22 protein-coding genes are annotated in these 26,259 nt (G+C 74.0%); 15 read left to right on the top strand and 7 right to left on the bottom strand.

Annotated features, from left to right (window positions below):
- The first annotated feature begins 161 nt into the window (after positions 1–161).
- A complete protein-coding gene (locus ABZ495_RS24000) occupies positions 162–1,235 on the top strand; it encodes an alpha/beta fold hydrolase (RefSeq protein WP_359837954.1) in 1,074 nt (357 codons plus the stop codon).
- Between the two features lie 71 nt (positions 1,236–1,306).
- On the opposite strand, the gene ABZ495_RS23995 is transcribed toward ABZ495_RS24000, so the two are convergent.
- On the bottom strand, positions 1,307–1,573 hold the full coding sequence (locus ABZ495_RS23995; RefSeq protein ID WP_329491065.1) for a hypothetical protein: 267 nt from the start codon (positions 1,571–1,573) through the stop codon (positions 1,307–1,309).
- A 406-nt stretch (positions 1,574–1,979) separates the two neighbouring features.
- On the opposite strand from ABZ495_RS23995, the gene ABZ495_RS23990 reads away from it, so the two are divergent.
- On the top strand, positions 1,980–3,641 hold the full coding sequence (locus ABZ495_RS23990) for a CocE/NonD family hydrolase (protein WP_359837952.1): 1,662 nt from the start codon (positions 1,980–1,982) through the stop codon (positions 3,639–3,641).
- A gap of 19 nt (positions 3,642–3,660) precedes the next feature.
- On the opposite strand, the gene ABZ495_RS23985 is transcribed toward ABZ495_RS23990, so the two are convergent.
- The 3 genes from ABZ495_RS23985 to ABZ495_RS23975 all read right to left on the bottom strand — a co-directional run bounded on the left by ABZ495_RS23985 (position 3,661) and on the right by ABZ495_RS23975 (position 7,071).
- Entirely contained in the window at positions 3,661–5,238 is a 1,578-nt protein-coding gene (locus tag ABZ495_RS23985) for an NAD(P)/FAD-dependent oxidoreductase (protein ID WP_359837950.1), read from the bottom strand.
- An 83-nt stretch (positions 5,239–5,321) separates the two neighbouring features.
- Positions 5,322–6,377 carry a magnesium and cobalt transport protein CorA gene (locus ABZ495_RS23980; protein ID WP_359837948.1) on the bottom strand — a complete coding sequence of 352 codons (1,056 nt, stop codon included), beginning with the start codon at positions 6,375–6,377 and terminating at the stop codon, positions 5,322–5,324.
- Between the two features lie 190 nt (positions 6,378–6,567).
- On the bottom strand, positions 6,568–7,071 hold the full coding sequence (locus tag ABZ495_RS23975) for an Lrp/AsnC family transcriptional regulator (protein WP_359837946.1): 504 nt from the start codon (positions 7,069–7,071) through the stop codon (positions 6,568–6,570).
- A gap of 229 nt (positions 7,072–7,300) precedes the next feature.
- On the opposite strand from ABZ495_RS23975, the gene ABZ495_RS23970 reads away from it, so the two are divergent.
- Positions 7,301–8,956, top strand: a complete 1,656-nt coding sequence (locus tag ABZ495_RS23970) for a histidine decarboxylase (protein WP_359837944.1) — start codon at positions 7,301–7,303, stop codon at positions 8,954–8,956.
- Positions 8,957–9,004: 48 nt separating this feature from the next.
- On the opposite strand, the gene ABZ495_RS23965 is transcribed toward ABZ495_RS23970, so the two are convergent.
- The gene (locus ABZ495_RS23965) at positions 9,005–10,660 is read right to left on the bottom strand and encodes a serine/threonine-protein kinase (protein WP_359837942.1); all 1,656 of its coding nucleotides are present in this window, start codon (positions 10,658–10,660) and stop codon (positions 9,005–9,007) included.
- Between the two features lie 181 nt (positions 10,661–10,841).
- Here ABZ495_RS23965 and ABZ495_RS23960 point away from each other — a divergent pair, with 181 nt between their 5' ends.
- The 3 genes from ABZ495_RS23960 (at position 10,842) to ABZ495_RS23950 (ending at position 14,040) form a co-directional block, all read left to right on the top strand.
- The gene (locus tag ABZ495_RS23960) at positions 10,842–11,420 is read left to right on the top strand and encodes a TetR/AcrR family transcriptional regulator (protein ID WP_359837941.1); all 579 of its coding nucleotides are present in this window, start codon (positions 10,842–10,844) and stop codon (positions 11,418–11,420) included.
- A gap of 214 nt (positions 11,421–11,634) precedes the next feature.
- Positions 11,635–12,753, top strand: a complete 1,119-nt coding sequence (locus tag ABZ495_RS23955) for an agmatine deiminase family protein (protein ID WP_359837939.1) — start codon at positions 11,635–11,637, stop codon at positions 12,751–12,753.
- 111 nt (positions 12,754–12,864) lie between these two features.
- Positions 12,865–14,040, top strand: coding sequence for an agmatine deiminase family protein (locus ABZ495_RS23950; protein WP_359838008.1), 1,176 nt, complete (start codon positions 12,865–12,867; stop codon positions 14,038–14,040).
- Positions 14,041–14,102: 62 nt separating this feature from the next.
- Here ABZ495_RS23950 and ABZ495_RS23945 read toward each other — a convergent pair whose 3' ends face one another.
- Entirely contained in the window at positions 14,103–14,714 is a 612-nt protein-coding gene (locus tag ABZ495_RS23945; protein WP_359837937.1) for a TetR/AcrR family transcriptional regulator, read from the bottom strand.
- 257 nt (positions 14,715–14,971) lie between these two features.
- Between ABZ495_RS23945 and ABZ495_RS23940 the strand changes: the two genes are divergently transcribed.
- From ABZ495_RS23940 to ABZ495_RS23905, 8 genes are all read left to right on the top strand, one after another.
- A complete protein-coding gene (locus ABZ495_RS23940; RefSeq protein ID WP_359837935.1) occupies positions 14,972–16,144 on the top strand; it encodes an agmatine deiminase family protein in 1,173 nt (390 codons plus the stop codon).
- Positions 16,145–16,235: 91 nt separating this feature from the next.
- On the top strand, positions 16,236–17,246 hold the full coding sequence (locus ABZ495_RS23935) for an agmatine deiminase family protein (protein ID WP_359837934.1): 1,011 nt from the start codon (positions 16,236–16,238) through the stop codon (positions 17,244–17,246).
- A gap of 111 nt (positions 17,247–17,357) precedes the next feature.
- The gene (locus tag ABZ495_RS23930; RefSeq protein ID WP_359837932.1) at positions 17,358–19,034 is read left to right on the top strand and encodes an ABC transporter substrate-binding protein; all 1,677 of its coding nucleotides are present in this window, start codon (positions 17,358–17,360) and stop codon (positions 19,032–19,034) included.
- Entirely contained in the window at positions 19,031–19,990 is a 960-nt protein-coding gene (locus ABZ495_RS23925) for an ABC transporter permease (protein ID WP_359837930.1), read from the top strand. Before ABZ495_RS23930 ends, ABZ495_RS23925 begins: the two co-directional genes overlap by 4 nt.
- Positions 19,987–20,841 carry an ABC transporter permease gene (locus ABZ495_RS23920; RefSeq protein ID WP_359837928.1) on the top strand — a complete coding sequence of 285 codons (855 nt, stop codon included), beginning with the start codon at positions 19,987–19,989 and terminating at the stop codon, positions 20,839–20,841. Before ABZ495_RS23925 ends, ABZ495_RS23920 begins: the two co-directional genes overlap by 4 nt.
- On the top strand, positions 20,838–21,815 hold the full coding sequence (locus tag ABZ495_RS23915) for an ABC transporter ATP-binding protein (protein ID WP_359837926.1): 978 nt from the start codon (positions 20,838–20,840) through the stop codon (positions 21,813–21,815). The genes ABZ495_RS23920 and ABZ495_RS23915 overlap by 4 nt, the downstream gene beginning before the upstream one ends.
- Positions 21,816–21,858: 43 nt before the next feature.
- Positions 21,859–22,656: an ABC transporter ATP-binding protein gene (locus ABZ495_RS23910; protein ID WP_359837924.1), complete on the top strand. Its 798-nt coding sequence runs from the start codon at positions 21,859–21,861 to the stop codon at positions 22,654–22,656.
- 204 nt (positions 22,657–22,860) lie between these two features.
- Entirely contained in the window at positions 22,861–24,072 is a 1,212-nt protein-coding gene (locus tag ABZ495_RS23905) for an agmatine deiminase family protein (RefSeq protein WP_359837922.1), read from the top strand.
- A gap of 28 nt (positions 24,073–24,100) precedes the next feature.
- On the opposite strand, the gene ABZ495_RS23900 is transcribed toward ABZ495_RS23905, so the two are convergent.
- A complete protein-coding gene (locus tag ABZ495_RS23900; protein ID WP_359837920.1) occupies positions 24,101–24,811 on the bottom strand; it encodes a TetR/AcrR family transcriptional regulator in 711 nt (236 codons plus the stop codon).
- A gap of 160 nt (positions 24,812–24,971) precedes the next feature.
- Here ABZ495_RS23900 and ABZ495_RS23895 point away from each other — a divergent pair, with 160 nt between their 5' ends.
- Complete coding sequence (locus ABZ495_RS23895) at positions 24,972–26,168, top strand: agmatine deiminase family protein (protein ID WP_359837918.1); 1,197 nt, start codon at positions 24,972–24,974, stop codon at positions 26,166–26,168.
- Positions 26,169–26,259: the final 91 nt, after the last annotated feature.

The following is a 26,259-nucleotide window of genomic DNA, read 5'->3' as shown; positions in this document are numbered from 1 at the left end:
CGTCCTCCTCGCATCCGTGCCCCCGCCCGGGAAGGCTGCCCACGGGCGACGGGACCGAAGCGCACCACCCACCGGTCGGGTGCGGACGTTCGCCGGGGAACGACCCGCCTGGCCGTAGGGTCGTCGTGACACGTGACGGAAATCCTCGAAGGAGCGGCCCGATGGCGACCGGCCGGCGCATCCTCAAGGTCAACGGCGCGGAGCTGAGCGCCGACCTCGTCGGCGATCCCGCCGATCCCGCCGTCCTGCTGATCCACGGCGCGGGCCACTGCGCGCTCAACTGGAGCGACGGCTTCGTCCGGCGGCTGGCCGACGGGGGCAGGTTCGTCATCCGGTACGACAGCCGCGACGCGGGGGGATCGACGACCTACCCGGTGGGCGCTCCGCCGTACGGGCTGCCGGACCTGGCCGACGATGCCGCCGCCCTGATCGGCGTCCTCGGCCTGGGCGCGGCCCACGTCGTCGGCATGTCGCAGGGCGCCGCGGTCGGCCAGCTGCTGGCCCTCGACCATCCGCACCGGGTGGCCACGCTCACCTGCGCGTCGTCCACGCCCGGCATCCCCGGACAGGAGCAGGCGGACCTCCCGCCGATGTCGGACCGGCTCGCGGCCTTCTTCGCCCAGTCCGAGGCCCGGTCCGAGGCCCGGTCCGAGGCCCGGTCCGAGGCCCGGTCCGAGGCCCGGTCCGAGGCCCGGTCCGAGGCCCAGTCCGAGGCCGGTTCCGGGGCCGGTTCCGGGGCCGGTTCCGGGGCCGGTTCCGGGCCCGGAGAGGAGGACGGTGACGGCGAGGCCGGAGCGGACGGCGGTGGCGGGGTCGACTGGTCCGACCGGGACGCCGTCATCGCCTCGATCGTCGAGGGCGAGCGTCCCTTCGCCGCCGTCTCGCGGCCGTTCGACGAGGACGCCGTGCGCCGGCTGGCCGCCCGGGTCGTGGACCACGCCGCCGACATCGCCGCCCAGTCGACCAACCCCTACCTCCTCGATGCCGGCCGCCCCTGGCGCCACCGGCTGGGCGGGATCACCGCGCCCACCCTGGTGTTCCACGGCGACGAGGACCCGCTGTTCCCGGTCGAGCACGGGCGCGCCCTGGCGGCGGAGATTCCCGGCGCCCGCTTCATCGCCCTCGAACGCACCGGGCACGAGGTCTTTCCCGAGGGGACGTGGGACGTCGTCGTCCCGGCGCTCCTCGCCCACACCCGCCGGCCGGCCGGCCCGGCCGCCCCGGGCCGGCCGTAGCGGGAACGCGGAGAGACCCCCGCGCCGCAGCGCCGGGGCGCCGCGTCGCGGGGGTCTCCCGGGTGGACCGGTCAGCAGTGGACGCTGCGCTCGCACTCCTCGTAGCGGCGGATCTGCGCCTCGATGGCGGCCGCGCGGGCGTCCGTGACGTTGGCCTCCTGGAAGTGGCCCTGGCTGCGCAGGCGCTGGGCCTGCTGGCGCAGCTTGGCGGCCTGGACCTGCAGCTCACCGATGTTGACCGAGACGGAGGCGCGGGCCTGGGCGGGCGCGGCCTGGGCGGGTGCGGCGGCGAGGAGCAGGCCACCGGCGAGAACGGCCGAGACGGTCAGTGCGGACATGCGACGGAGCATGGTTTCCCCCTGGTTGTTCGATGGTTCATGTGCTGTTCGGTCATCCGTCGAACTGATGACTGCTCAGTAGCGTAGGTGATCATGTCCGATGACCGGGCATCGGACGCCGCATTACGGACGTTCGGCGGGTCGGCGACCCTGCCGATCGGCGGGGGTGGGGCGGGGTGGTGGGGTGATCCATCGACGGCTACTGGCGAGTAATGTGGCTGATCATCACCTCCTCTGATGGGCCATCAGCTCGCTAGGCTCGACGGCCGAGTGGAGTCACGTGGTCCGGGTGGCCTGAGTGGTCCGAGTGTCTTCCGTGGTCCGAGCGATCCGGGTGGCTCCGAGCGATCCGGGTGGCTCCGAGGATTCGCGTGATTCCAGTGGTTCGAATGCAGAGGGAGCAGTGATGGAACGATCCCACCCCCGTCCCGGCCGCCGGGCGGCCAGTGCCGTCCTGGTGGCGGCGCTCGCGCTCGGTGGGGCCGCCGTCGCACGGCCCGCCTCCGCGGCGGCCGCGACGGCGACCCCCGCGAGCGGCCCGGCAGCCGGCCCGGCAGCCGGCCCCGCCGCCGGCGCCGTCGGGTCGTTCCGGCTGGCCGACATCCCGGCGAACGACGGCGTGGTGCTCAAGGCGGACGTGTTCACCCCGGCCCCCGGCAGCCCGGGGGCCGACCCGCGGGGGCGGTACCCGCTCGTGGTGCAGCCGGCCAGCTGGGGGCAGAACGACCTGGAGTACGTCGCCCAGGGCCACGCGCTCGCCGCCGCGGGCTACGTGGTCGTCACCTACACGGTGCGCGGCTTCTGGGGCTCCGGCGGCGAGGTCGACGTCGCCGGGCCGAAGGACGTCGCCGACATCTCCACGGTGATCGACTGGGCGCTGGCGCGGACCCCGGCGGACCCGGAGCGGATCGGCATGGTGGGACTCTCGCTGGGCGGCGGCCTCACCCTCCTCGGCGCCGCCTTCGAGCCCCGGATCAAGGCCGTCGCCTCGCTGAGCGGCTGGGCCGACCTGACCGACTCGCTGTACAGCGGGCAGACCCGGCACGTCCAGGCGGCCGCGGTGCTCGCCGGGATCCAGGCGCCGACCGGCCGCCGGAGCCCCGAGTTCAGCCGGGTGCTGGACGACCTCTTCGCCGACCGCGACCTGCCCGAGGTCGTCCGGTGGGCGGACACCCGCTCACCGGCCCGCTACCTGGAGCGGATCAACGCCAACGGCACCGCCGTCCTGCTGGCGAACGCCTGGGGCGACAGCTTCTTCAACCCCGGCCAGGTGACGGCCTTCTACCAGCGCCTCACCGGGCCCAAGCGCCTCGAACTGCGCCCGGGCGACCATGCCAGCCAGGAGTTCACCGGCCTGCTCGGCCTCTCCAACGCCGCCTGGAGCAGCGCCCGTTCCTGGCTCGACCAGTACCTCAAGGGTGCCCCCGGCGACTCGCGGCCGCCGGTCGACCTGGCGGTCCGCCCCACCGGTGCGCACGAGGCCCGCCCCGACTGGCAGGCCGTCAGCTCCCGGACCGAGACGCTGGCGCTGGGTGCCGAGGACCTCGGCGGACCGGCCGCCGGGGACTGGCGGTCGACGCTGCGCGGCAACGCCGCCTCCGGGGCGAGCGGCGGCGTCGCCCTGCTGTCCGGGCTGGCGGACCAGGTGTTCCACCGGGCGCCGACCGCGGTCGTCCCGCTGCTGGACCGCTCCGCCGCCGTCGTCCGGCAGTCGCCGCCCCGGCCGCGGGGCCTGGCGGTGCGCGGCGCGGCCCGGGTGCACACCACGGTGACCGCCTCCGCCCCGCAGGGCACGGCCGTCGCCTACCTCTACGACGTGGACGCGCTGGGCGTGGGCCGGCTGATCTCGCACGGCCCGCAGAGCTGGTCCGGCCGGACGCCGGGGCAGCCGTTCCCGCTGGACGTCACGCTCTTCGCCACGGCCTACGACCTGCCCGCCGGTCACCGGCTCGCGCTGGTGCTCGGCACCCGGGACGCCCTCTACGGCGGTCGCACGCCGTCCGGCTCCACCGTGACCTTCGGCTCCACGCGGGCCGACTCGGCCGTGCTGGAGCTGCCGGTGCGCTGAGCCGGCGGCCGTTCGGCGGCTACGGCCCGAGGTCCTCCAGGACGGCCTGGGCCGCGTTGTGGCCGGGGATGCCGCTGACGCCGCCGCCGCGGACCGCCCCCGCGCCGCACAGCAGCACGTTCGGGTGCGCCGTCGCCACGCCCCAGCGGGCGGCGGCGCCGTCCAGCTCCCCGGTCGCGTAGGGGAACGCGAGGTCCCGGTGGAAGATGTGACCGCCCGGCAGGCCGACCTCCCGCTCCAGGTCCAGCGGCGTCCTGACCTCCACGCACGGCCGCCCGGCGGCGTCGGTGGCCAGGCAGTCGGCGAGCGGCTCGGCCAGCACCTCGTCGAGCCGGGCCAGGCTCGCCGCGAGCGCGAGCTCCTTGGCCGCCGGGTCGGTGAACAGCCGCGCGGGCATGTGCAGTCCGAACAGGGTGAGCGTCTGGAGCCCCTGCCGGAGCGCCTCGGGCCCGAGGATCGACGGGTCGGTGAGGGTGTGGCAGTAGATCTCCGACGGCGGCATCGAGGGCATCCGGCCGGCCGACGCCTCGGCGTGGGCCGTCTCCAACTGCCGGTACCCCTCGGCGATGTGGAAGGTCCCCGCGAAGGCGTCGCGGGGATCCGCGGCCGGGTCCCGGAGCCGTGGCAGCCGGCGCAGCACCATGTTGACCTTCAGCTGGGCGCCCTCCGGGGCGGGCCCGGGGTCCTCGCCCAGCAGCCGGGCCAGGACGGCCGGGGCGGCGTTCGCCAGGACCCGGCGGCCCACCGCGGTGGCCTCGCCGCCCCGGTGGCGGTAGGACACCTCGGCCTCTCCGGTGCCGTCGGTGGCGACGGCGGTGACCTCGCAGCCGGTCCGGATCTCCGCGCCGGCCGCCAGCGCCGCCTCGGCCAGCGCGCCCGTCACCGCGCCCATCCCGCCGACCGGGACGTCCCAGTCGCCCGTCCCGTTGCCGATCACGTGGTACAGGAAGCAGCGGTTCTGCAGCAGCGAGGGGTCGTGGGCGTGGGTGAAGGTGCCGATCAGCGCGTCCGTCAGCACCACGCCGCGGACCAGGTCGTCGGTGAAGGTCCGCTCGATAGTCTCGCCCAGCGGGCGTTCGAAGAACGACTCCCAGACGGCGTCGTCCGCGACCCGCCGGCGCAGCCCGGCCCGGGCGGGCAGCGGCTCGGTGAGCGTCGGGAACACCCGCTCGGCGAGCTTCCCGGTCGCCGCGTAGAAGCTCTGCCAGGCCTCCCACTCGCGCGGGTCACCGGTCAGCGCCCGGAAGGACGCCGCGGTCCGGGCGGGGTCGGCGGCGTCCACCAGCAGACCGGTCGGCTGGCCGTCCCGGACGGTGGGCGTGTAGGAGGAGATCCGGCGCCGCCGCAGGTCCAGCCGGAGCCCGAGGTCCCGGACGACCCGGCGCGGCAGCAGGCTCACCAGGTACGAGTAGCGCGACAGCCGGGCGTCCACGCCCGCGAACGCCCGGGCCGACACCGCCGCCCCGCCCACCTGCGCCAGCCGTTCGAGCACCAGCACCCGGAGGCCGGCCCGGGCCAGATAGGCCGCCGCCACCAGGGCGTTGTGGCCGCCGCCGACGATCACGACGTCGTGCCGGGAGAGCGGGTCCGCGTTCACGCGGTCACGCTACGCCTCGGCAGGCGGGTGGGGAACAGGCCGCGCGTCAGATGGCCGGTATCCGCCGCGGGCGGTGGGCTGCCCTACCCCATCGGGGCTCTCGGGGTGTGCCGGACGGCGCTGTTCGCCCCCGGGACCGGGGGTGCCGGGCGGGCGCGCCGCCGGCGCAGCCAGATGTACAGCAGCAGGCACGGCAGCAGCAGGCCGCCGACGTTGAGCGCGACGAACGCGGCGAGGCTGCCGATGTGGTCGACCAGCCAGCCGAAGTTCTGGCCGAAGAAGCCGACCACGAAGGACAGCGGGAGGAAGACGGTCGCGACGATGGTGAGCCGCTCCATGGTGGCGGTCTGCCGGAGGTTGATCCGGTTCTGCTCGACGGAGATCACCGCGATGTTCGCCTCCAGGACGGTGGCCAGCAGGTCGCGCTGGGCGGCGACCTCCTCGTTGACCAGCAGCAGGTGGTCGTGCACGTCCCGGAAGTACGGCAGCAGTTCGGGCGCCGACCGGCCGGGCTGGAGCCGCCGGGCGAGCACGGCGAGCAGGGGGTGGACGACCCGGTAGAAGTCGGTGGCCTCGCGGCGCAGGAAGTAGATCCGTTCGGTCGGGGCGACCGTGCCGGAGAACACCGTGGCCTCGATCTCCTCGATGTCGCGTTCGAGTTCGGTGACGACGGGCGCGTAGCTGTCGACCACCTGGTCGAGGATCGCCCACAGGGTCGAGGCGCTGCCGGTCCGCAGCAGTTCGGGGCTGCGTTCGAGCCGGTTGCGGGCGCCGGCCAGCTCGCTGGCGATGCCCTGGCGGACGGTGATCACGAAGTGCTCGGCGAGGAAGACGCTGATCTCGCCGGAGTCGACCTCCTCGCGGTCGTCGTCGTAGCGCGCGGTGCGCAGGATGATCAGTTCGGTGCCGTCCTCGTACCGCTCGGCCTTGGGCCGCAGGTGGTGGGCCTGGGCGTCCTCGACGGCGAGTTCGTGCAGTCCGAAGCCCTCGCGCACGGTGGCCAGCTCCTCGGGGGCCGGTTCGAACAGGCCCAGCCAGACGAACCCGCCCTGCGCGCAGCGCGCGGCCGCCTCCTCCAGCGGCATGGGGCCCTCGTGCTGGCGGCGTCCGTCGCGGTAGTGCGCGCAGTCGACGATCATGGCCTTCCTCCTCGTGCCCGGCCGACCGCGCCGAGTGCCGCCGCACCGGCGGTCGCGGCCGCCGCGGTCGCCCCCGCACTCGATGCTCCTCCGATTCGGCCGGACGTGCCGCACCGGCGGGGCCCGGGCACCCCGGTACCCCGCTGCTCCGGCGGACCGGCCGGTCCGCCGCTCGCCGGGGCTCGGCCGCTCAGCCGGTCGACGGGAGCGGGTCGCCGAGGTAGCGGCGGCCGGCTATCTGCTCGAAGATCAGGTTGGTCCGGGTCTGCGCCACCGCCGGGTGGGTGGTGAGGTGGTCCACCACGAAGTCGCGCAGGCCCTCGGGCCCGGCGACGCCGACGTGCAGCAGGTAGTCGTCGGACCCCGCCATGTGGAACACCGCCAGGACGCCGGGCAGGTCGGGGGCGGTGCCGCGGAAGCTCTCGTTCTGCTCCCGGGTGTGGGCGCGCAGCCGGACGGAGATCATCGCCTGCAGCGGCAGGCCGATCGCGGCGGGGTCGACGTCGGCCCGGAAGCCCCGGATGATCCCGCGCTCCTGGAGGGCGCGGACCCTGGCCAGACAGGTGGAGGGGGCGATGCCCACCGCATCGGCGAGCGCGTTGTTGGGCAGCCGGGCGTGGTCGGAGAGGACGCGCAGGATGGCCCGGTCCACGTCGTCGACGGGCGCTCTGCGGGGCGGTGGAATGTTCGGCATGCCGGGCAGGATTCCAGCTGTTTCCGCCGATCCGCAAGATCTCGGGCCGTGCCACCGAATCTTGTGCGGAGGAACTTCCCCCGGGCGCCGGGAAGTTCCATCCTGACCGCGAGCGTCGAACGCCCCTGCGGCGTTTCCCCGCCGGTGGACGGCCCGCGGCGACCCTGTGCGGCCCCCACCGCGACCCCCACGTCGCCCCCCACACCAACACCCCTGGAGTGCCGCGCCCATGAGCCCGACCGCCACCTTCGCCGCCGCGACCGCCGTCGACCCGGGGGCGGAGCTGGACGGCCGCGACTTCGTGCTCCCCACCGGCGGGCTGGACGACGACCGGCGCCTGCGCGCCCTGGACACCGTGGACGAGTACCTGACCCGCAAGCGCCGGCACCTGGTGGGCTACCAGGCCACCCAGGACATGCAGGGCTGCGCACTGGACCTGGCCCGGTTCATGCCGAACAACATCAACAACCTCGGCGACCCGTTCCAGAGCGGCGGCTACAAGCCGAACACCAAGGTGGTCGAGCGCGCGGTGCTCGACTACTACGCGGCCCTGTGGAACGCCGAGCGGCCGCACGACCCCGCCGACCCCGAGTCCTACTGGGGCTACATGCTCTCGATGGGCTCGACCGAGGGCAACATGTACGCGCTCTGGAACGCCCGGGACTACCTGAGCGGCAAGGCGCTGATCCAGCCGCCGACGGCCCCGTTCGACGCCCTGCGGTACGTGCAGGCCGCGCCCGACCGGGACAACCCGAACGCGCACCGGCCGGTGGCCTTCTACTCCGAGGACACCCACTACTCCTTCGCCAAGGCGGTGCGGGTGCTGGGTGTCGAGACCTTCCACGCCGTGGGCCTGGAGAAGTACGCGGACCGGTGCCCGCTGGTCGACCCCGCCACGGGGCGCCGCGAGTGGCCCACCGAGGTGCCCTCCCGCCCCGGCCCCTCGGGCCACTCCTGGGACGGCCCGGGCGAGATCGACGTCGACGCCCTCGCGGTGCTGGTCGAGTTCTTCGCCGCGAACGGGCACCCGGTCTTCGTGAACCTCAACCTCGGCAGCACCTTCAAGGGCGCCCACGACGACGTCCGGCAGGTCTGCGAGCGGCTGCTGCCGATCTTCGAGCGGTACGGCCTGGTCGAGCGCCAGGTGGTCTACGGCACGGACCCGCGGACCGGGGAGCTGCTGGTCGACCTGCGCCGGGGCTTCTGGATCCACGTGGACGGCGCGCTCGGCGCCGGCTACGCGCCGTTCCTGCGGCTGGCCAACCAGGACCCGGCGTACGGCTGGACCCCCGACGTCGAGCTGCCCGAGTACGACTTCGGCCTGAGGCTGCCCACCCGGGAGCACGGCGAGCTGGACATGGTCTCCTCGATCGCGATGAGCGGCCACAAGTGGCCCGGCGCGCCCTGGCCCTGCGGCATCTACATGACGAAGGTCAAGTACCAGATCTCGCCGCCGTCCCAGCCGGAGTACATCGGCGCGCCGGACACCACCTTCGCGGGCTCCCGCAACGGCTTCTCCCCGCTGGTCATCTGGGACCACCTGTCCCGGCACTCCTACCAGGACCAGGTGGACCGGATACGCCGGGCCCAGGAGCTGGCCGGGTACCTGGAGCGGCGGCTGCGGGGGATCGAGCGGGAGACGGGCGTCGAACTCTGGCCGGCCCGCACCCCGGGCGCGGTCACCGTGCGGTTCCGCAAGCCGAGCCCCGAGCTGGTGGCGAAGTGGTCGCTGTCCTCCCAGGACGTGCTGATGGTCCCGGGCGACGAGACCACCCGCCGCAGCTACGTGCACGTCTTCGTGATGCCCTCGGTCGACCGGGCGAAGCTGGACGCCCTGCTGGCCGACCTCGCCCGGGACCCGGTCGTGCTCGGGTCGGCCGGGTGACGCGCAGGGCCGGGTGACGGGAAGGGCCGCCGGGCCCGGCCCCGCGGGTCAGGCGGAGCGGCGGTAGTAGGTGACGGAGACCCTGACCGGCGCGTCGTCCGAACCGGTGGCGAGCGCCCGGACGAGGGCGATGTCCCGGCCGCCCCGGGCGCGGACGCAGAACGCGCGGTCGGTGCGCACGGCGCCGAAGGACAGCGTGGCGGCGGGCTGGGTCTCGATGCCCTTGACGCAGTCGGGCAGGGTCAGCCGATCGGTCGGGGCGACGTAGGCGTCGCTGTCCTCCGGGACGTAGAACTCGCCGGCGTGGCGGCCCAGGTACCAGGTGGAGGTGTCCTGGGCGGCGACCTTCCCGGTCCTGAGGTCGAACTCGTAGGAGTGGTCGGGGGAGGTGAGTTCCAGGCCGGTGTAGACGGCGGTGAAGCCGGGGAGCGTGGTCGGCTCCGGAGCGGCCGAGGCAGTGGTCGAGGGGGTCGGCGGGGGAGTGGTCGGCGCCGCGGCGGCCGGTGCCGGCGGCGGCGCGCTGCCGGTGGCGGCGACGCTCTGGTCGTCCAGGTCGTCGAGGTACCCGGGGTCGAGCAGCAGGAACGCCCCGGCGGCGCCGACCAGCAGGGCCGCGGTGGTCAGCAGCGCGGTACGGGCGCCGCGGCGTGCGCCGCGCACCGCCCGGCGTCCGGTGGAGGCCGGCTGCAGCCGGGTCTGCGGCGCGTCCGGCCGGACCACGGCGGTCGGTGCCGCGGCCGCCGCGAGGTCCGGACCGGGCGCGGCCCGGTGGGGCGTGGTCGGCAGGTCGGTGTGGCGGTGGAGCGCGGTGCTGACCCGCTGGGGCAGCCAGTCGTCGGAGAGGCGCAGCTCGCCGCCGGTGGCCGGGTGGTCGCGGGCGGCCTCGATCAGCCGGGTGGTGTCCGGCCGGTGCTCCGGGTCCTTGGCGAGGCAGCCCCGGACCAGGTCGTGCAGCCCCTCCGGCAGCCGGGAGAGGTCCGGCTCCTCGTGCACCGCCCGGTAGAGCGAGGCCGGCTCGGGGCCGTCGCCGAAGGGCGGGGTGCCGGAGCCGACGAAGGCGATCAGGGCGCCGAGCGCGAAGACGTCGGTGGCCGGGGTGGCGGCCAGCCCGAGGACCTGCTCGGGGGCCATGAAGCCGGGGGAGCCGATCCGCAGGCCGGTGCCGGTCAGCGAGCTGGCGTCGGCGGCGCGGGCGATGCCGAAGTCGATGACGCGGGGGCCGTCGGCGGCGATCAGCACGTTGGCGGGCTTGAGGTCGCGGTGGACGACTCCGGCGGCGTGGATCACCTGGAGGGCCTCGGCGATCCCGGCCAGGAGCAGGACGACGGTCCGCTCGGGCAGCGGGCCGTGCTGCTGGACGACCTGCTGGAGCGAGGGGCCGGGGACGAAGGCGGTGGCCAGCCAGGGCGCGGCGGCGTCGGTGCCGGCGTCGACCACCTGGGCCGTGTAGAGGCCGTGGATGCGCCGCGCGCTGGCCACCTCCTGAGTGAAACGGTGCCGGAACTCCGGGTCCTCGGCGAGTTCGGGCCGGACGACCTTGAGCGCCACTGGGCGCCCGCCGGGCGTGTAGGCGAGGTAGACGCGGCCCATGCCGCCCGCGCCCAGCCGTGCGCAGAGGCGGTAGCCGCCGACCTCGCGGGGGTCGTCCGGGGACAGCGCCTGGAACGCCGTGGGCGACGGGGCGCCGAAGGGCTCTGCGGTCATGCTGGCTCCCAGCGGATCGAGTGAGGCGGATCGAGTGAGGGTGGCTGCGCCGGCCCGGTGGGAGGGCCCACCGCTACGCCGGTGTCCGGGATCGCACCGGATCATAGCCCCGACTGTAGTTTCAGTCAGGTTCGGGTCGGGAGGCATCCGCCGGGCGGACCTCCCGGTAGGATGATCCCTCGTGGCTGACCGTCGAACCTTGATCATGGAAGCGGCCGCGCGGGTCATCGCCCGGCGCGGTGTCCGCGGGCTGCGGGTGGAGGAGCTGGCGTCCGAAGCCGGCGTGTCCACCGCGCTGATCTACTACCACTTCAAGGACCGCGCGGGGATCCTCCGGGCGACGTTGGAGTTCATCAACGACCGGGCCGGTCGCTACACGACCGAGCGCGCCCCGGACGCCCCGCCGCTGGACGCCCGGGGTGAGCTGGAGCAGACCCTGCTGCTGGAGCTCCAGGACACCCCCGAGGTGCGGGAGAACAGCACGGCCTGGGGCGAGCTGCGGGCGAGCGCGGTGTTCGACCCGGACCTGCAGGAGGACCTGGCCCGCGCGACGCTGGTCTGGGTGCAGGAGGTCGCCGACCTGCTGGGCAAGGTGCGACCGATGAACGGGGCCGCCGCGCTGGCGAGTTCCGCCGAGCGGCTGACCGCGCTCATGGAGGGGCTCAGCGTCCGGTGGCTCAGTGGCAGCCTGCCGGGGGAGCACGCGCGTGAGCTGATGAGCGGCGCGATCGACATCGAGCTGGAGCGGCTGCGCCGTTAGGCGCCGAGGTCCGGACCGGCCTCGACGGCCCGGACCGGACCTGTTCGCGCCCGGGGAGCGGTCCCCACTCGGCGGGGGCACACCCATGCCCGTGTTCTTGACTGAATTTTCAGTCAGTGCGAGAGTGGGGCCGTGGCGCCGGGTACGACGGCCCGACCGCCCACGGCAAGGCCACCGGTCACCCGGTGGGCAATACTTGATTCTGGAGATCCGCATGAGCGACACCCAGGGCGACGGCCGTTCCCTGTTCGGCCGACTCTTCGGAGCGGAGCCCCCGCGCGGTCCCGTCCCGGAGGCAGGGCGGACCGACCACGCCGAGGCGGGGCTCCCGCGGTGGTGGGTGGACCGCGACGACGTCCCGCACGCCCGCACCTGGATGTCGTGGCCGTCCCGCAAGTCCGTCTGGGGCCGGCAGCTGGCGGGTGTCCAGCAGGACATCGCGCTGATCGCGCGGACGATCGCCCGCTTCGAGCCGGTGGTCATGTGCGCCCCGGACGGCTACAGCGTCCAGGAGGCCCGGTCCGCCTGCGGCCCCGCCGTCACGGTGACCGACGCCGTCCCCACCGACGACCTCTGGATGCGGGACACCGCCCCGGTGTTCCGCCGCGACGGCCGCGGGCGGCTCGACGCGGTCGGCCTCAACTTCAACGGCTGGGGGAACAAGCAGACCCACCGGGACGACGCCGAGGTCGCCCGCGGCATCGCCGAGATGCTCCGACTCCCCTTCTGCTACGCGGAGTTCGTCGGTGAGGGCGGGTCGGTCGAGACGGACGGCGACGGCACCCTGCTGGCCACCGAGAGCAGCCTGGTCAACAAGAACCGCAACCGGGGCATGAGCCGGGACGAGATCGAGGAGGCCGTGCTGGAGGTGTACGGCGCGGACCGGATGATCTGGGTCCCCGGGATCAAGGGCAAGGACATCACCGACGACCACATCGACGTCACCTCCCGGTTCGTCCGGCCCGGCGTCGTCCTGGTGCAGCTGCCCCCGGCGGACCGGAGCGACGTCTGGGCCCGGGACGCCCGCGAGCAGTTCGACATCCTCTCCCGGGCCACCGACGCCCGGGGCCGCCGGCTCCAGGTGATCCGGGTCGACGGCCCCGACACCGTCCGCTCGCGCGACCCGAAGTTCGTCGACTCCTACCTCAACTTCCACGTCGTCAACGGCGCGGTGATCGCCGCCCAGTTCGGCGACGTGTCCAAGGACGAGGCCGCCCGCCGCACCCTCGCCGAGGCGTTCCCCGGGCGCGCGGTCGTCCAGCTCGACGTCGACCGCCTGATGGCCGGGGGCGGCGGCATCCACTGCTCCACGATGCAGGAACCGCTCCCCTAGCAGCGGCCCCGGCCCCACGTTCCGCAGTCCTCCACCCTCGTCCAGTCGGAGTTCCCCGTGCCCAAGCCGCCCCCCTCCCGCACCTCCCACGCCGTCCCGTCCCGCCGCACGATGCTGCGTGCCGCGGCGGGCGCCGGTCTGCTGACCCTCGGCGCCGCGGCCTGCGCCGCCCCGTCGGACGAACCGGAGCGGCCGACGCCCGCCGGCTCTGCCGAGCCGCCGGCCCCGGAGACGTCCGCGCCGCCCGCGCCGGGTGGGCCGCCGGCGCCGGCCGGGCGCAGGTTCGGCGCGGAGTGGGAGAGCCACGCCCGCACGTTCATGGCCTGGCCGGCGTCGACCGGGATCTGGGGGGACCAGCTCCCCGACGTCCGGGCCGACATCGCGCGGCTGGCCCGCGCCGTCGGCGGCTACGAGCCGGTGGTGATGTTCGCCCGCCCCGCGCAGGTGGACGCGGCGCAGAACGCCTGCGGCAAGGACGTCGAGGTCGTCCCGCTGCCGGTGGACGACCTGTGGGCGCGGGACACCGTGCCGGTCTTCGTCGAGGACGGCGGCACGCCGAAGGGCGTCGACTTCAACTTCAGCGGCTGGGGCGACAAGCAGAAGGAGCACGGCAACGACACGGCGCTGGCCGCCGCCGTCCTCGGCACGTACGGGATCGAACGGGTCCGCACGCCGGTCGTCGCGGAGGGCGGCTCCTTCGAGACCGACGGCCAGGGCACCCTGATGGTCACCGAGAGCTCGGTGGTCAACCAGCGCCGCAACCCGGGCAAGAGCCGGGACGAGATCGAGGCCGAGCTCAAGAAGGCCCTCGGGGTGACCAAGGTGATCTGGTTCGCCGGCGTGCGCGACCAGGACATCACCGACGCGCACGTGGACTGCCTGGTGCGGTTCGCGGAGCCCGGGGTCGTCCTGCTGGACCAGCCGTTCCCCGGCGCGCCCGCCGACGTCTGGTCGCGCTCCGCCGCCCAGGCGCGCGAGGTGCTCACGGGCGCCACCGATGCCCACGGCAAGTCGCTAAAGGTGATCGACCTGCCGCAGCCCGACCCGGACCGGATCGCCGGGCGCGGTGACGCGTTCGTCTCCTCGTACATCAACTTCTACGTGGCCAACAAGTCGCTGTTCCTGCCGCGCTTCGGTGATGCCAAGGCGGACGACCGGGCCCAGCAGATCCTGCGCGACCACTTCCCCGGCCGCGACATCGTCCCGGTGAAGATCGACAACATCGCCTCCGGCGGCGGCGGGATCCACTGCTCCACCCACGACCAGCCCGGCAAGCCGACCGACTGAGCCGGCCGGTCCTCGCTCTTCACCGGCCCGACCCGTCTCGCCGACCCTGACCGATCATTCGGTCAGGGTCGGATGCCGACCGGTCGGCAGCCCGCCATCTCCGCGTCGACCGCCTCGCCGAGCAGCGTGCGGGCGCGGTCGAGCGGCAGCGAGCCGCTCAGCCAGCGGACGCTGAGCCCCTCCAGCAGGGCGGTGAGCCGTTCCGCGGAGGCGGCGTGGGCGGGCGCGGTGCCGGCAGGGTGGGCGCGGCCGAGCAGTTCGGCGATCTCGTGCACCCAGGTGTGGGTGGCCCGGGCGAGGTCGTCGCGCAGGCTGGACTCGAACACCGCACTGGCCCTCAACTCGCCCCAGGCGGTGCTGTTCTCACGCACCTCGGCGGAGTTCTGGAGCTCCAGCAGCAGGGCCTGCTCCAGCTCCGACCGGGGGCTCTGCTGCGCCCGATGGCCCCGGGCGGCGTTCTCCGGGTCGGGCTCCGCGGTGTAGCGGTCGGCCCGTTCGCCGATGAACGCCAGGGTCTCGCGGAGGATCCCGGCCCGGTCGGTGAAGTGGTAGTAGATCAGCGCGGTGGACACGCCGGCCTCGGATGCCAGTTCCCCCACCCGCAGCCCGCGTACGCCGCGTCGCGCGATCACGCGGGTGGCGGCTCTGACGATCTCTGTTCGACGGTCTGACACGGATCATCACTCTACTCGTACGGTTCCACTTTCGGACCCACTTCCTGATCACAATTTCAGGACGCGGGCACGGTCGGCGTTCGACGGCCTCAAAGTGGCTGCCGGGCGGCGCTGCGTAGCGGTGCGTCCTCGCACGGAGCCGACATTTCGGGCCGCGGTCGAACCTGGCGAAGTCCTTTGCGCCAAAATATTGACTGAACTTTCAGTTCGGTCCAGGATGTGGTCACTCTCACCTCCCCATCCCTCCAGGGAGCCCCATGAACACCCCGAGCACGCTTTCCCCCACCCGGCGCAGCCTGCTCAGGGCGGGCGGCGCGGCCCTCCCCCTGGCGGCCCTCGGTGCGGCGCTCCCGATGAGCGCCCGCGCGGCCGCCGCCCCGCAGGCCGGGCCGGTGCTGCGGATGCCGGCCGAGACCGACCGCCACACCCGGACCTTCCTGGCCTGGCCCGCACTGTTCTCGGTCTGGCAGAACCAGCTGTCCGCCGTCCGCCGGAACATCGCGGACCTGGCCCGCCAGATCTCCCGCTTCGAGCCCGTGGTGGTCCTGGCCCGCCCCGGGCAGGCTGCCGACGCCCGCTACCACTGCGGCTCCGGGGCCTACTACGCGATCGAGGTCCAGGAGATCGCCAACGACGACCTGTGGATCCGCGACTTCGGGCCGACCTTCGTCGTCGCGCCCGGCGCGATCGCCGGTGTCGACACCAACTTCAACGGCTGGGGCAAGACCGGCACGCCCTACTACCAGCCGTTCGACAAGGACGCCACGGCCGCCGTGACCCTCCTCGACGCCTACGGCATCGATCGGATCCGGGCCCCGTTCACCGGTGAGGGCGGCTCGCTGGAGACCGACGGCCAGGGCACCCTGCTGGCCACCGTCAGCTCGCTGGTCAACCCGAACCGCAACCCGGGCAAGTCCAAGGACCAGGTCGAGCAGGAGCTGCGGACGACGCTGGGCATGGACAAGGTCATCTGGGTCCCGGGCCTGGCCGGGCAGGACATCACCGACTGCCACATCGACTGCCTGGCCCGCTTCACCGCCCCCGGCGAGGTCCTGCTGGACCAGCCCGGCCCGGGCGCGGACGCCCGCTGGGTCGCCGTCTACGACGAGGCCAAGCGGGTGCTGCGGAACGCCACCGACGCCCGCGGCCGGCGGCTGCGGATCACCGAACTCCCCGGCCCGGACCGCACCCTGATCCGCGGCCGCGGCAAGGAATTCCTGTCCAGCTACACCAACTACTACACCGTCAACGGCGCCGTCCTCGTCCCGCAGTTCGGCGAGGGCTACGCCGACGGCCTCGCGTACGCGATCCTCCAGGCCGCCTACCCCGACCGCCGGATCGTCCAGGTCGACATCGACGCCATCGCGAGCGGCGGAGGCGGCATCCACTGCTCCACGCAGTCCCAGCCGGCCGTGCCCGACATCCTCTGAGGCGGCCCGCTCCTCCCGCCCGGCGCCACCAGCCTCGCCCCGGCGGGGGCTTCCCCACCGACCGAACGTACGAGCAGAGAAGAGTTCCATCGTGAGTTTCCGCATGCCCGCCGAGTGGACCGAGCACGAGGGCTGTCTGATGGCCTGGCCCACCAGGGCCGAGCTCTGGGGCGAGACCCTGGACGAGGCGAGGCGGGAGTACGCCGGGGTGGCCCGGGCGATCGCCGAGTTCGAGCCGGTGACGATGGTCGCCTGCCCGGGGCAGGGCGAGGAGGCGCGCACCCTGTGCGGGGAGGGTATCGAGGTCGTCGAACTGCCCCTCGACGACTCGTGGTTCCGCGACTCGGGCCCGATCTTCGTGCTCGGCCCCGACGGCGAGCGCGCCGGCGTGGACTTCCGCTTCAACGCCTGGGGTCGCAAGCACCACCCGTACGACACCGACGACCGGATCGCCGGCGTCCTGCTGGAGAAGCTGGGCGTCGAGCGGATCGACTCCCGGATGATCCTGGAGGGCGGGGCCGTCACCGTCGACGGCGAGGGCACCCTGATCACCACCGAGCAGTGCCTGCTCCACCCCAACCGCAACCCCGGCCTGAGCAAGGCCGAGATCGAGGCCGAGCTGATGGCCAAGCTCGGGGTCAGCACGGTGATCTGGCTGCCCTACGGCGGCCTGCTGGACACCGAGACCGACGGCCACGTCGACGGCGTCTGCGCCTTCGTGGCCCCGGGCAAGGTCGTCGTCCAGCTCCCCGACGACCCGAAGCACCCCGACTACCGGCGGATGCGCGACAACCGGGCCGTCCTGGAGGCGGCCGTCGACGCCAGGGGCCGCAAGCTGGAGATCGTCGACCTGCCGCAGAGCGCCTTCGTCGAGGTCGACGGCAAGGAGACCGAGGTCGGCTACCTCAACTTCTACATCGCCAACGGCGGCGTCGTCGTGCCGACCGCGGGCGTGCCGCAGGACGAGGAGGCCCTCGCGGTGATCGCCGCCGCCCTGCCCGGCCGCAAGGTCGTCGGGGTGCGCTCCCGGGTCATCGCCTTCGGCGGCGGCGGTGTCCACTGCATCACCCAGCAGGTGCCGGCGGCCCGCCCGGCCGGGTGACCGGCCCGTCACCTCCTCCCGACCGGACCGCGGGCCCGCACCCCGCCCGTACGCGGGCCCGCCGGTCCGGCGCCCCCCGCCACCCGTCCCGCACGGAAGAGAGCCACCCTCATGCCTGACCCCCAGGACCGGCCCGGACCCCGCAGGTCCGCGCGCCGCCGCCGCACCCTCCCGGCCGCCGCCCTGGCCGCGGCCACCCTCGCCACCTTCACCCTCGCCACCGCCTGCTCCGGCCCGCCGAAGACCGGCGGCACCGACGGCGGCACGGCCTACCGGCTGTCCGACGGCACCCCGCCCGCCCAGGGCGGCCTGGACTCCTTCACCTGGGCCGTCTACGCCGAACCGCCCACGCTGGACTACGTCTCCGCCTTCGACTACCCGCAGAACACCGTGCTGTCCAACGTCTGCGAGAGTCTGATGCGGTGGACCCCGCAGCTGACCCTGGAGCCGGGCCTGGCGGAGAAGGCCACCAGCCCCGACCCGACCACCTGGGTCTACGACCTGCGCCCGAACGTGCGCTTCCACGACGGCGCGGTGATGACCGCCGACGACGTCGTGTACAGCCTCGGCCGGCAGATGAACCCCGACAACGCGGCCGCCTGGGCGCAGCAGTTCCAGAACGTCAGCACCGTCACCAGGACCGGTCCGCTCCAGGTCACCGTCAAGCTCACCCAGCCCGACTCGCAGTTCAACCAGTACATGGCCACCGCCGCCGGCGTGGTCGCCTCGCAGGCGGGGATCGAGGCGGCGGGCAAGGACTACGGCACCACCGGCAGCCTCGCCTGCACCGGTCCGTTCAAGCTCGGGACCTGGACCAAGGGCCAGTCGATCGAGCTCCAGCGCTTCGACGACTACTGGGGCACCAGGGCCAAGTCGGCCAAGGCGCTCTTCCGCTTCCTCACCGACCCCTCGGCCCGCGTCAACGCCATGCTCAGCGGCGAGGCCGACGGCGGCTACCTGATCCCCACCGAGAGCTACGAGCGGCTGCGCACCGGCGGCGCGGGCACGCTCTACTTCGGCGAGGGCCTCAGCACCGTCAACCTCAACGTCACCAACATGCAGGGCGCGCTCGGCGACGTCCGGGTCCGCCAGGCGCTCTCGCTCGCCCTGGACCGGGCCGGCTTCGTCCGGACCGGTCTCGGCGGGGCCGGCAGCGTGACCGGCTCGCTGACCACCCGGGCCGCCTGGGCGGCCGCCCCCGAGCACCTGCGCACCGAGGCGTTCGAGGGGCTCACCCCCACCGCGCCCGACCTCGCCCGGGCCAAGGCGCTGGTCAAGGAGGCCGGCGCCACCGGGAAGACCCTCACCGTCGCCACCAGCCCGATCGGCCAGGACGTCTCGCTGCTCGCCACCGCCGTCCAGGCGGCGGGCGCGAAGATCGGCCTCGACATCCGGCTGAAGACCATCGCGCCGAACGCCTTCACCGCGCTGTTCACCGACCCGAAGGCACGCGAGGGCATCGACCTCTTCCCGGAGACCTACTACGACTCCATCACCGACCCGCTGGACCTGCTGTCCAACTTCCGGACCGGCGCCTACCAGAACTTCGCCTCCTACAGCGATCCCGGCTACGACGACCTGGTCAAGAAGGCCACTGCCGCCACCGACCCCACCGAGCGGTTCACCCTGGCGGCCCAGCTCCAGAAGACCGCCTCCGAGCAGCTGCTCTGGATACCCGTCGCGGAGTGGCCCACCGCGGTGTTCCTCAACAAGCGGATCACCGGCGCGCCCACCACCATCTCGTACCTGTACCACCCGTGGGCGGCCGCTGTGGGGGCGGCCCGGTGAGTTTCCTGAGATTCGCCGCCAGACGGCTGGCCGAGATGGCCGCCACCCTGGCCGCCGCCTCATTCGTGATCTTCGGGGCGATGTACCTCGCGCCGGGCAGCCCGGCGAGCTTCCTGCTCGCCGGCCGCTCGGCCTCCCCGGAGGCGCTGGCCGCGATCAACGCCCAGTACCACCTGGACGACCCGTTCCTGCTGCAGTACCTGCGCTGGGCCGGGCAGATCCTGCACGGCGACTTCGGGCGCTCGATCACCTACCGCACCGACGTCTCCCGGCTGCTCGCCGACCGGCTGCCCGCCACCCTGCTGCTGGTCGTGATGGCGCTGGTCCTGGTCGTCCTCGTCGGTCTGCTGCTCGGCTGGACCGGCGCCGTCCGGGGCGGCCGCACCGACTCGGCCATCCTCGTCACCACCACCGTCGCGGTCGGCACCCCGTCCTTCGTCGCGGCCGTCCTGCTCCAGGGCCTCTTCGCGGTGAAGCTGGGCTGGTTCCCCTCCGGCGGGACCGGCGACGGCCTCGGCTCGATGCTCTGGCACCTGGCCCTGCCCGCGCTCGCCCTCGCGTGCTACCTGATCGGCATGCTCGCCCGGGTCACCCGGGCCGCGATGCTCGACGTGCTCGGCCAGGAGCACGTGACCGTCGCCCGCAGCCGGGGCGTCACCGAGCACCAGGTGATCCGCCGGCACGTCTTCCGCAACGCCCTCGGCACGGTGCTGACCACCGGCGGGCTGATCGTTTCCACGCTGCTGGTCTGCACCGTCCTAGTGGAGACCGCGTTCAGCGTCGGCGGCATCGGCCAACTCCTCGAACTGTCCACCACCACCAAGGACTTCCCCACCGTGCAGGCGATCTCCCTGATCATGGTCGGGCTGTTCATGGCGGTGAACCTGGTGGTCGACCTGCTGCACCCGCTGGTCGACCACCAGGTCACCCTCGGAGCGAGGAAGGCCGCCGGATGACCGACACCCTGCTGCGCCGGCCCGGCCTCGGCCGGCTGCGCACCGCCCGCGCACCGCTCCAGCTGCTCTGCCTCGGCTTCGTCGCGCTGGTCGTGCTGGCCGCCGTCCTCGCGCCGTGGGTCGCCCCCGCCGACCCGAACGCCGTCGACCTCGGCAACGCCCTCGCCGGACCCTCCGGCGACCACCCGCTCGGCGTCGACGCCTCCGGCCGGGACACCCTCTCCCGCCTGGTCACCGGCGCCCGGACGTCGCTGCTCGGACCGCTCGGCGTGGTCGCCTTCTCCACCCTGGCCGGCGTGGCCGTCGGCACCGCCGCCGCCTGGCGCGGCGGCTGGCTGGACTCGGTGCTCTCCCGCAGCACCGAACTCGTCTTCGCCTTCCCGGGGATGCTGCTGGCGATCCTGATCGTCTCCGTCTACGGCGAAGGGCTGATCGCCCCGGTCATCGCGCTCGCCATCGCCTACCTGCCCTACGTCAGCCGGCTCACCCGCTCGCTCGTCCTCGCCGAACGCGCCCGCCCCTACGTGGAGGCCTACCAGGTCCAGGGCCACTCCGGCCCGCAGATCTGCCTGCGCCACGTCATCCCCGGCATCGCCCCGGTCGTCCTGGCGCAGTCCACCATCAACTTCGGCTACGCCCTGATCGACCTGGCCGGCCTCTCCTTCCTCGGTCTCGGCGTCCCCGCGCTGACCCCGGACTGGGGCCGGATGGTCTTCGACGGCCAGTCCGCCGTCCAGCACGGCTACCCGCTGTCGGCGGTCCTGCCGTGCGTCGCGATCGTGCTGACGGTCGTCGCCTTCAACGTCGTCGGTGAGCGCTGGGCCGACCAGGTCGCCAGGAGGGACCGATGACCACCCTCGACATCCGGGGCTACCGCCTGCGCCTGCCCCGCACCGCCCGGCCCGTCCTCGCCGGCGTCGACCTCGCCGTGGACGCCGGCGAGACGGTCGCCCTGGTGGGGGAGTCCGGCTCCGGGAAGAGCCTCACCTCCCGCAGCGTCCTCGGCCTGCTCCCCGCCGGAGCCACCACCGAGGGCACCGTACGGGTGGACGGCGACGACGTCCTCGCCATGACGCCCGACCAGGTGCGGCGGCTGCGGACCGGCACCGCCGCGATGATCTTCCAGGACCCGCGGGCGGCCATCAACCCGCTGCGCCGCCTCGGCGACTTCCTCACCGAGAGCGTGCGGCTCAGCGGCCGGCTCTCCGCCGAGGCCGCCACCGCGCGGGCCGTCGAGATGCTGGACGCGGTCGGCCTTCCCGCCGCCGTCCTGGACCGCTACCCGGGCCAGGTGTCCGGCGGCATGCTCCAACGGGTCATGATCGCCGCCGCCCTGATGGGCGACCCGGCGCTGCTCCTCGCCGACGAGCCCACCACCGCCCTGGACGTCACCTCCCAGGCCGAGGTGGTCGCGCTGCTGGCCGACCTCCAGGAGCGGTTCGGCACCGGCCTGCTCTTCGTCACCCACGACCTGGGCCTGGCCGCCGCCATCAGCGACCGCGTCTACGTGATGTACGCGGGGCGGATCGTCGAGACGGGCCCGGCCGAGGCCCTGTTCGAGCGGCCCCGGCACCCCTACACGACCGCGCTACTCGCCTCGACCCCGCGGCTCGACGCCCCCCGGGGCCGGCTCGCCGCCATCGAGGGTCGGCCGCCCAGCCTGCGGGACGAGCTGACGGGCTGCCCGTTCGCGCCGCGCTGCCCGCTCGCGACGGACCTGTGCCGGCGGGAGGCGCCCGAGCTGCTGCCGGTCGGGTCCGAGCCGGACCGCCGCACCGCCTGCCACCACAGCGACCGGACGGGGGAGGGGAACGCCGATGCGTAGCCCGGACCCGGGGGTCGCGGCCCGTTCGAAGGGAGTGCCGCCGATGCCGGAGACGATCCTGGAGGTGGTCGGCCTGCACCGCGCCTACGGCGCCGTGCGGGCCGTCGACAACGTCTCCTTCACCCTGGCCGAGGGCGGCTCGCTGGGCGTCGTCGGCGAGTCCGGCTCCGGCAAGACGACCACCGCCCGGATCGTGGTCGGCCTGGAACGGGCGGACTCCGGCCGGGTGCTGGTCCACCGCCGGGACCGCACCGAGCACCGGCGCGGCCGGGCCCACCGGCTCGCGCGGGCCCGCGAGGTGCAGATGGTTTTCCAGGACCCGTACCTGTCGCTGGACCCGCGCACCACCGTCGGCGGCGTGCTGCGCGAGACGCTCCGGCTGCACTTCCCCGACGGGGACCACCCCCGCCGGATCGCCGAACTCCTGGAGCAGGTCGGCCTCGGCGAACGAGAGGCCGGGGCCCTGCCCCGGCAGCTCTCCGGCGGCCAGCGCCAGCGCGTCGCGATCGCCCGGGCGCTGGCGGTCGAGCCGGCGGTGCTCGTCCTGGACGAGGCGGTGGCCGCGCTCGACGTCTCCGTCCAGGCGCAGATCCTCAACCTGCTCGCCGACATCCGGGAGGGGACGGGCATCGGCTACCTGTTCATCACCCACGACCTCGGCGTCGTCCGGTCGGTCACCGACGACGTCATCGTGATGCGGCACGGGCGGGTCGTCGAGTCCGGCCGGACCGCCGAGGTCCTGGCCCGGCCCGCCCACCCCTACACCCGGCTGCTGCTGGACTCGGTGCCCAGGCCGGGGTGGGACCCGCGGTCCATCGCCGCCGCCCGCCGCGCGCTGTAGCGCCCGCGGCGGCCCCGTACCCGGGTCCGGACCGTCGACGCCCCCACGGCGGCGGTCCGGACCCGCTCCCGACGCGCGCTCGGCCACCCCGCGCGCCGAATCGCCCGATCGGCGGCGCGCGGGTTCACCGGCGCGCCCCCGGCCGCCTCTACTGTCGGATATCGCCCGTTTCGGGGTGTATTCGCGTGAACAAGGGGACCAGCCGTGAGAGAACCCTTCCCGTCCCGCCGGGCCGTGCTGCGCTCGGGGGCGGCCGCCACCGCGCTCGCCCTGCTGGAAGCCTGCGGCTCCGACGCGGAGCCGTCCGACGGGGCCGAACCGTCGTCGGCGGGCGCGAGCGGAGCCGCGAGTCCGGGGGCCGGGCCGACCACGGCGGCGCCGTCCTCGTACGCCATGCCGGCCGAGTCGCGGCCGCACACCAGGACGTTCATGGCCTGGCCGGCCCTGGAGGAGGTGTGGGGAGACCGACTGCCCGCCGTCCGCGCGGACATCGCGCAGGTCGCGCAGGCCGTGGCCCGCTTCGAACCGGTGGTGCTGATGGCCCGGCCGGACCAGAGCGCCCAGGCCCGGCAGCTGTGCGGTTCGAGCGTGGAGGTGATCGACCTCGCGGTCGACGACCTGTGGGCCCGCGACACCGGCCCGACCTTCGTCACCGGACCGGGCGGCCTGGCCGGCATCGACCTCGACTTCAACGGCTGGGGGAACAAGCAGACCCACACCGAGGACAGCCAGGTCGCCCGCAGGCTCCTCGACCACTACGGCATCCGGCGCGTCCAGGCGCCGATTACCGGCGAGGGCGGCGGGATCGAGGTCGACGGCGAGGGCACCCTGATGGCCACCGAGAGCTCCTGGGTCAACGAGAACCGCAACCCCGGGAAGAGCCGGGACCAGATCGAGGCCGCGATGAAGGACCTCTTCGGGGTCCGGAAGGTCATCTGGTTCACCGGCGTGGCCGGGCAGGACATCACCGACTGCCACGTCGACGCCCTCGCCAGGTTCGCCGAGCCCGGCGTGGTCGTCATCCACCGGCCCGGCCCGGACACCCCGCCGGACACCTGGTCGCGCGCCTCCGACCAGGCGCTGGAGGTGCTCCACGCGACCACCGACGCGACGGGCCGCCGGCTGCGGATCGTGGACCTCGTCGAGCCCGACCTCAGCGGGGCACCGGACCCGGGGAAGGACTTCCTGGCCACCTACCTCAACTACTACGTGGTCAACGGGGCCGTCATCATGCCGCGGTTCGGCGACAAGGCCTCCGACGACCGTGCGGCCGGCATCCTGGCCGACCTGCACCCCGGGCGCGAGATCGTCCCGGTGGGCATCAACGCCATCGCCGCCGGGGGCGGGGGCATCCACTGCTCCACCCAGCAGCAGCCCGAGGCCGCCGGTGCCTCCGCCGCCCCGTCCTCCCCGTGATCCGGGGCACCGCGGCGGCGGCCGGTGCTCAGCGCGCGCCCGCTCCGGCGGCGAGCCCGAGGACGAGCGCCCGCATCACCGGCGCCGGGTCGACCTCCGCGCCGAGGGACTGGATCGCGGCGAGCCCGTCCGTCCCGGCCGCCGCCGCCTCGCCCAGCGGCCGGGGGTCGAAGCCGTCGCCGCGCTCGTCCGCCAGGACCTGGAACAGCGCGACGAAGCAGGCCCGCCAGCGCCGGTACTCGGCCTCCAGGGCCTCCCGCACCCGCTCGTCGCCGACCGCGAACCAGTGCAGCGCGGAGTGCAGCCGTGACAGATCGCCGGCCTCGGGCTGCGCCAGCATCGTGACGACCCGTTCGGCCCGTTCGGTGAACGTCCCCGGGCCGGCGACGGCCTCCTCCAGCGGGGTGATCCACTCCGGGCGGATGCTCTCGACCACCGCGACGATCAGGTCGGTGCGGTTCTGGAAGTGGTAGTGGCACATGCCGTGGGTGACCCCGCCGAGGGCGGCCACGTTGCGGGTGGTGAAGGGCACCGAGCCGTCCCCGGCGAGCAGTTCGCGGGCGGCGGCGAGCAGGCGCGCCCGGGTCTGCTCGCCCTTCGCCGAGGCGCGCGGCCGCCGCGCGCCGGCGCCCGTGCCGCCGCCGGGACCGGCACCCGTACCGCTGCCCGTACCGGTGCCGTTCGCGGACGTCCGGGCCGCCGGGGCGTCCGGCTGGGGATCTTCAGCGCGCGTAGCCATCCGGAAACTCTAGCGATCTCGCGGTCGTGACGGAGCGTCGACGGGGACCAGGACCGCCCGGGCCGGCTCTGCCAAAAGTATTGACCGAGCGCTTGGTCAGTTTTACGGTCATGGCCATCACGTGGAAGAGCCACGGACAGTCAGAACAGGAGGCCGAGAGATGAACGGTCACAGTGAACCGCCCGTCTCGTCGGGCAGAGTGCCGTCCGCGCTGGGGCGAAGGAACTTCCTGGTGGCGGCCGGGCTGGTCACGGCGGGCACCGCCCTGGCGGCCCACGGCCGTGCCGCCGCGGCCTCCCCGGCCGCCGGCACCTTCGCGGTGCCGATCGACACGGTGGCGCACACCCGGACCTGGATGGCCTGGCCGGACGACGCCACCATCTGGACCGGCCGCCGGGGCGGCCGCCGGGGCGGCACCACGCCCTCGCTCGCGCAGATCCAGGCCGACATCGCGCTCGTCGTCAACACCATCGCCAGGTACGAGCCCGTCCACCTGTGCGCCAACCCGGCCTCGGCCGCGGCCGCCCGGCGGGCCTGCCCGGGCGCCGACGTCACCGTCCTCACCACCATCCCGGTCAACGACTGCTGGATGCGCGACTCCGGCCCCGTCTTCCGCACCGACGGGCTCGGCGGCCTGGACGCGATCGGCCTCAACTTCAACGGCTGGGGCGGCAACCAGACCTCCACCAACGACGGCAAGGTCGCCGCGCGGGTCGCCGCCCACGTCGGGGTGCCGTTCACCGCAGCCGGCCTGGTCGGCGAGGGCGGCGCCATCGAGACCGACGGCGCGGGCACGCTGATGGCCACCAAGAGCAGCATCCTCGTCTCCAACCGCAACCCGGGCATGACGCAGGCCGGGGCCGAGACCGCGATGAAGGCCGCGTACGGAGCCTCCCGGGTGATCTGGTTCACCGGGGTCGCCGGGCAGGACATCACCGGCGACCACGTCGACGCCACCTCGCGCTTCCTGGCGCCGGGCAAGGGCCTGGTCCAGCAGCCGAACGCCACGGACGACCCGTCGGACGTCTGGACCAAGGACGAGGTCAACCAGTACAACGTGCTGTCCGCGGCGACCGACGCCCGCGGCGTCCGGATCCAGGCCACCAAGCTCGGCGGCCCCGACTACTACAGGATCCGGCAGAGCGACCCCGCGTTCGTCGGCTCCTACGCCAACTACTACGTCTGCAACGGCGCGGTGATCGCCGCCCAGTTCGGGGACTCCCGGGCCGACGCCGCGGCGAAGGCGAAGCTCCAGTCGCTCTTCCCCGGCCGGGTCGTGGAGCAGCTGAACATCGACTACCTCGGCCTCGGCGGGGGCGGCATCCACTGCGTCACCCAGCCGCAGCCGGTCCCGTAGCGGCGGCCCGGCCCGGCGCTGGTACTGAGCTTCGCCCTGGTCGACCTCGACGGTGCGGCCCTCGCCGCCATCCTGCTCGGGCTGATGGTGT

This window comes from Kitasatospora sp. NPDC005748 (assembly GCF_040630735.1).
Classification (GTDB): Bacteria; Actinomycetota; Actinomycetes; order Streptomycetales; family Streptomycetaceae; genus Kitasatospora.
The sequence above is the reverse complement of the archived record's forward strand: the minus strand, read 5'-3'. Positions and strand labels throughout refer to the sequence as shown.

Bases quoted from the DNA above. Each gene is read 5' to 3' on its own strand.
- ABZ495_RS24000 (WP_359837954.1), top strand. From the start codon at position 162: ATGGCGACCGGCCGGCGCATCCTCAAGGTCAACGGCGCGGAGCTGAGC.
- ABZ495_RS23995 (WP_329491065.1), bottom strand. From the start codon at position 1,573: ATGTCCGCACTGACCGTCTCGGCCGTTCTCGCCGGTGGCCTGCTCCTC.
- ABZ495_RS23990 (WP_359837952.1), top strand. From the start codon at position 1,980: ATGGAACGATCCCACCCCCGTCCCGGCCGCCGGGCGGCCAGTGCCGTC.
- ABZ495_RS23980 (WP_359837948.1), bottom strand. From the start codon at position 6,377: ATGATCGTCGACTGCGCGCACTACCGCGACGGACGCCGCCAGCACGAG.
- ABZ495_RS23975 (WP_359837946.1), bottom strand. From the start codon at position 7,071: ATGCCGAACATTCCACCGCCCCGCAGAGCGCCCGTCGACGACGTGGAC.
- ABZ495_RS23970 (WP_359837944.1), top strand. From the start codon at position 7,301: ATGAGCCCGACCGCCACCTTCGCCGCCGCGACCGCCGTCGACCCGGGG.
- ABZ495_RS23965 (WP_359837942.1), bottom strand. From the start codon at position 10,660: ATGACCGCAGAGCCCTTCGGCGCCCCGTCGCCCACGGCGTTCCAGGCG.
- ABZ495_RS23955 (WP_359837939.1), top strand. From the start codon at position 11,635: ATGAGCGACACCCAGGGCGACGGCCGTTCCCTGTTCGGCCGACTCTTC.
- ABZ495_RS23950 (WP_359838008.1), top strand. From the start codon at position 12,865: ATGCTGCGTGCCGCGGCGGGCGCCGGTCTGCTGACCCTCGGCGCCGCG.
- ABZ495_RS23940 (WP_359837935.1), top strand. From the start codon at position 14,972: ATGAACACCCCGAGCACGCTTTCCCCCACCCGGCGCAGCCTGCTCAGG.
- ABZ495_RS23930 (WP_359837932.1), top strand. From the start codon at position 17,358: ATGCCTGACCCCCAGGACCGGCCCGGACCCCGCAGGTCCGCGCGCCGC.
- ABZ495_RS23920 (WP_359837928.1), top strand. From the start codon at position 19,987: ATGACCGACACCCTGCTGCGCCGGCCCGGCCTCGGCCGGCTGCGCACC.
- ABZ495_RS23915 (WP_359837926.1), top strand. From the start codon at position 20,838: ATGACCACCCTCGACATCCGGGGCTACCGCCTGCGCCTGCCCCGCACC.
- ABZ495_RS23910 (WP_359837924.1), top strand. From the start codon at position 21,859: ATGCCGGAGACGATCCTGGAGGTGGTCGGCCTGCACCGCGCCTACGGC.
- ABZ495_RS23900 (WP_359837920.1), bottom strand. From the start codon at position 24,811: ATGGCTACGCGCGCTGAAGATCCCCAGCCGGACGCCCCGGCGGCCCGG.
- ABZ495_RS23895 (WP_359837918.1), top strand. From the start codon at position 24,972: ATGAACGGTCACAGTGAACCGCCCGTCTCGTCGGGCAGAGTGCCGTCC.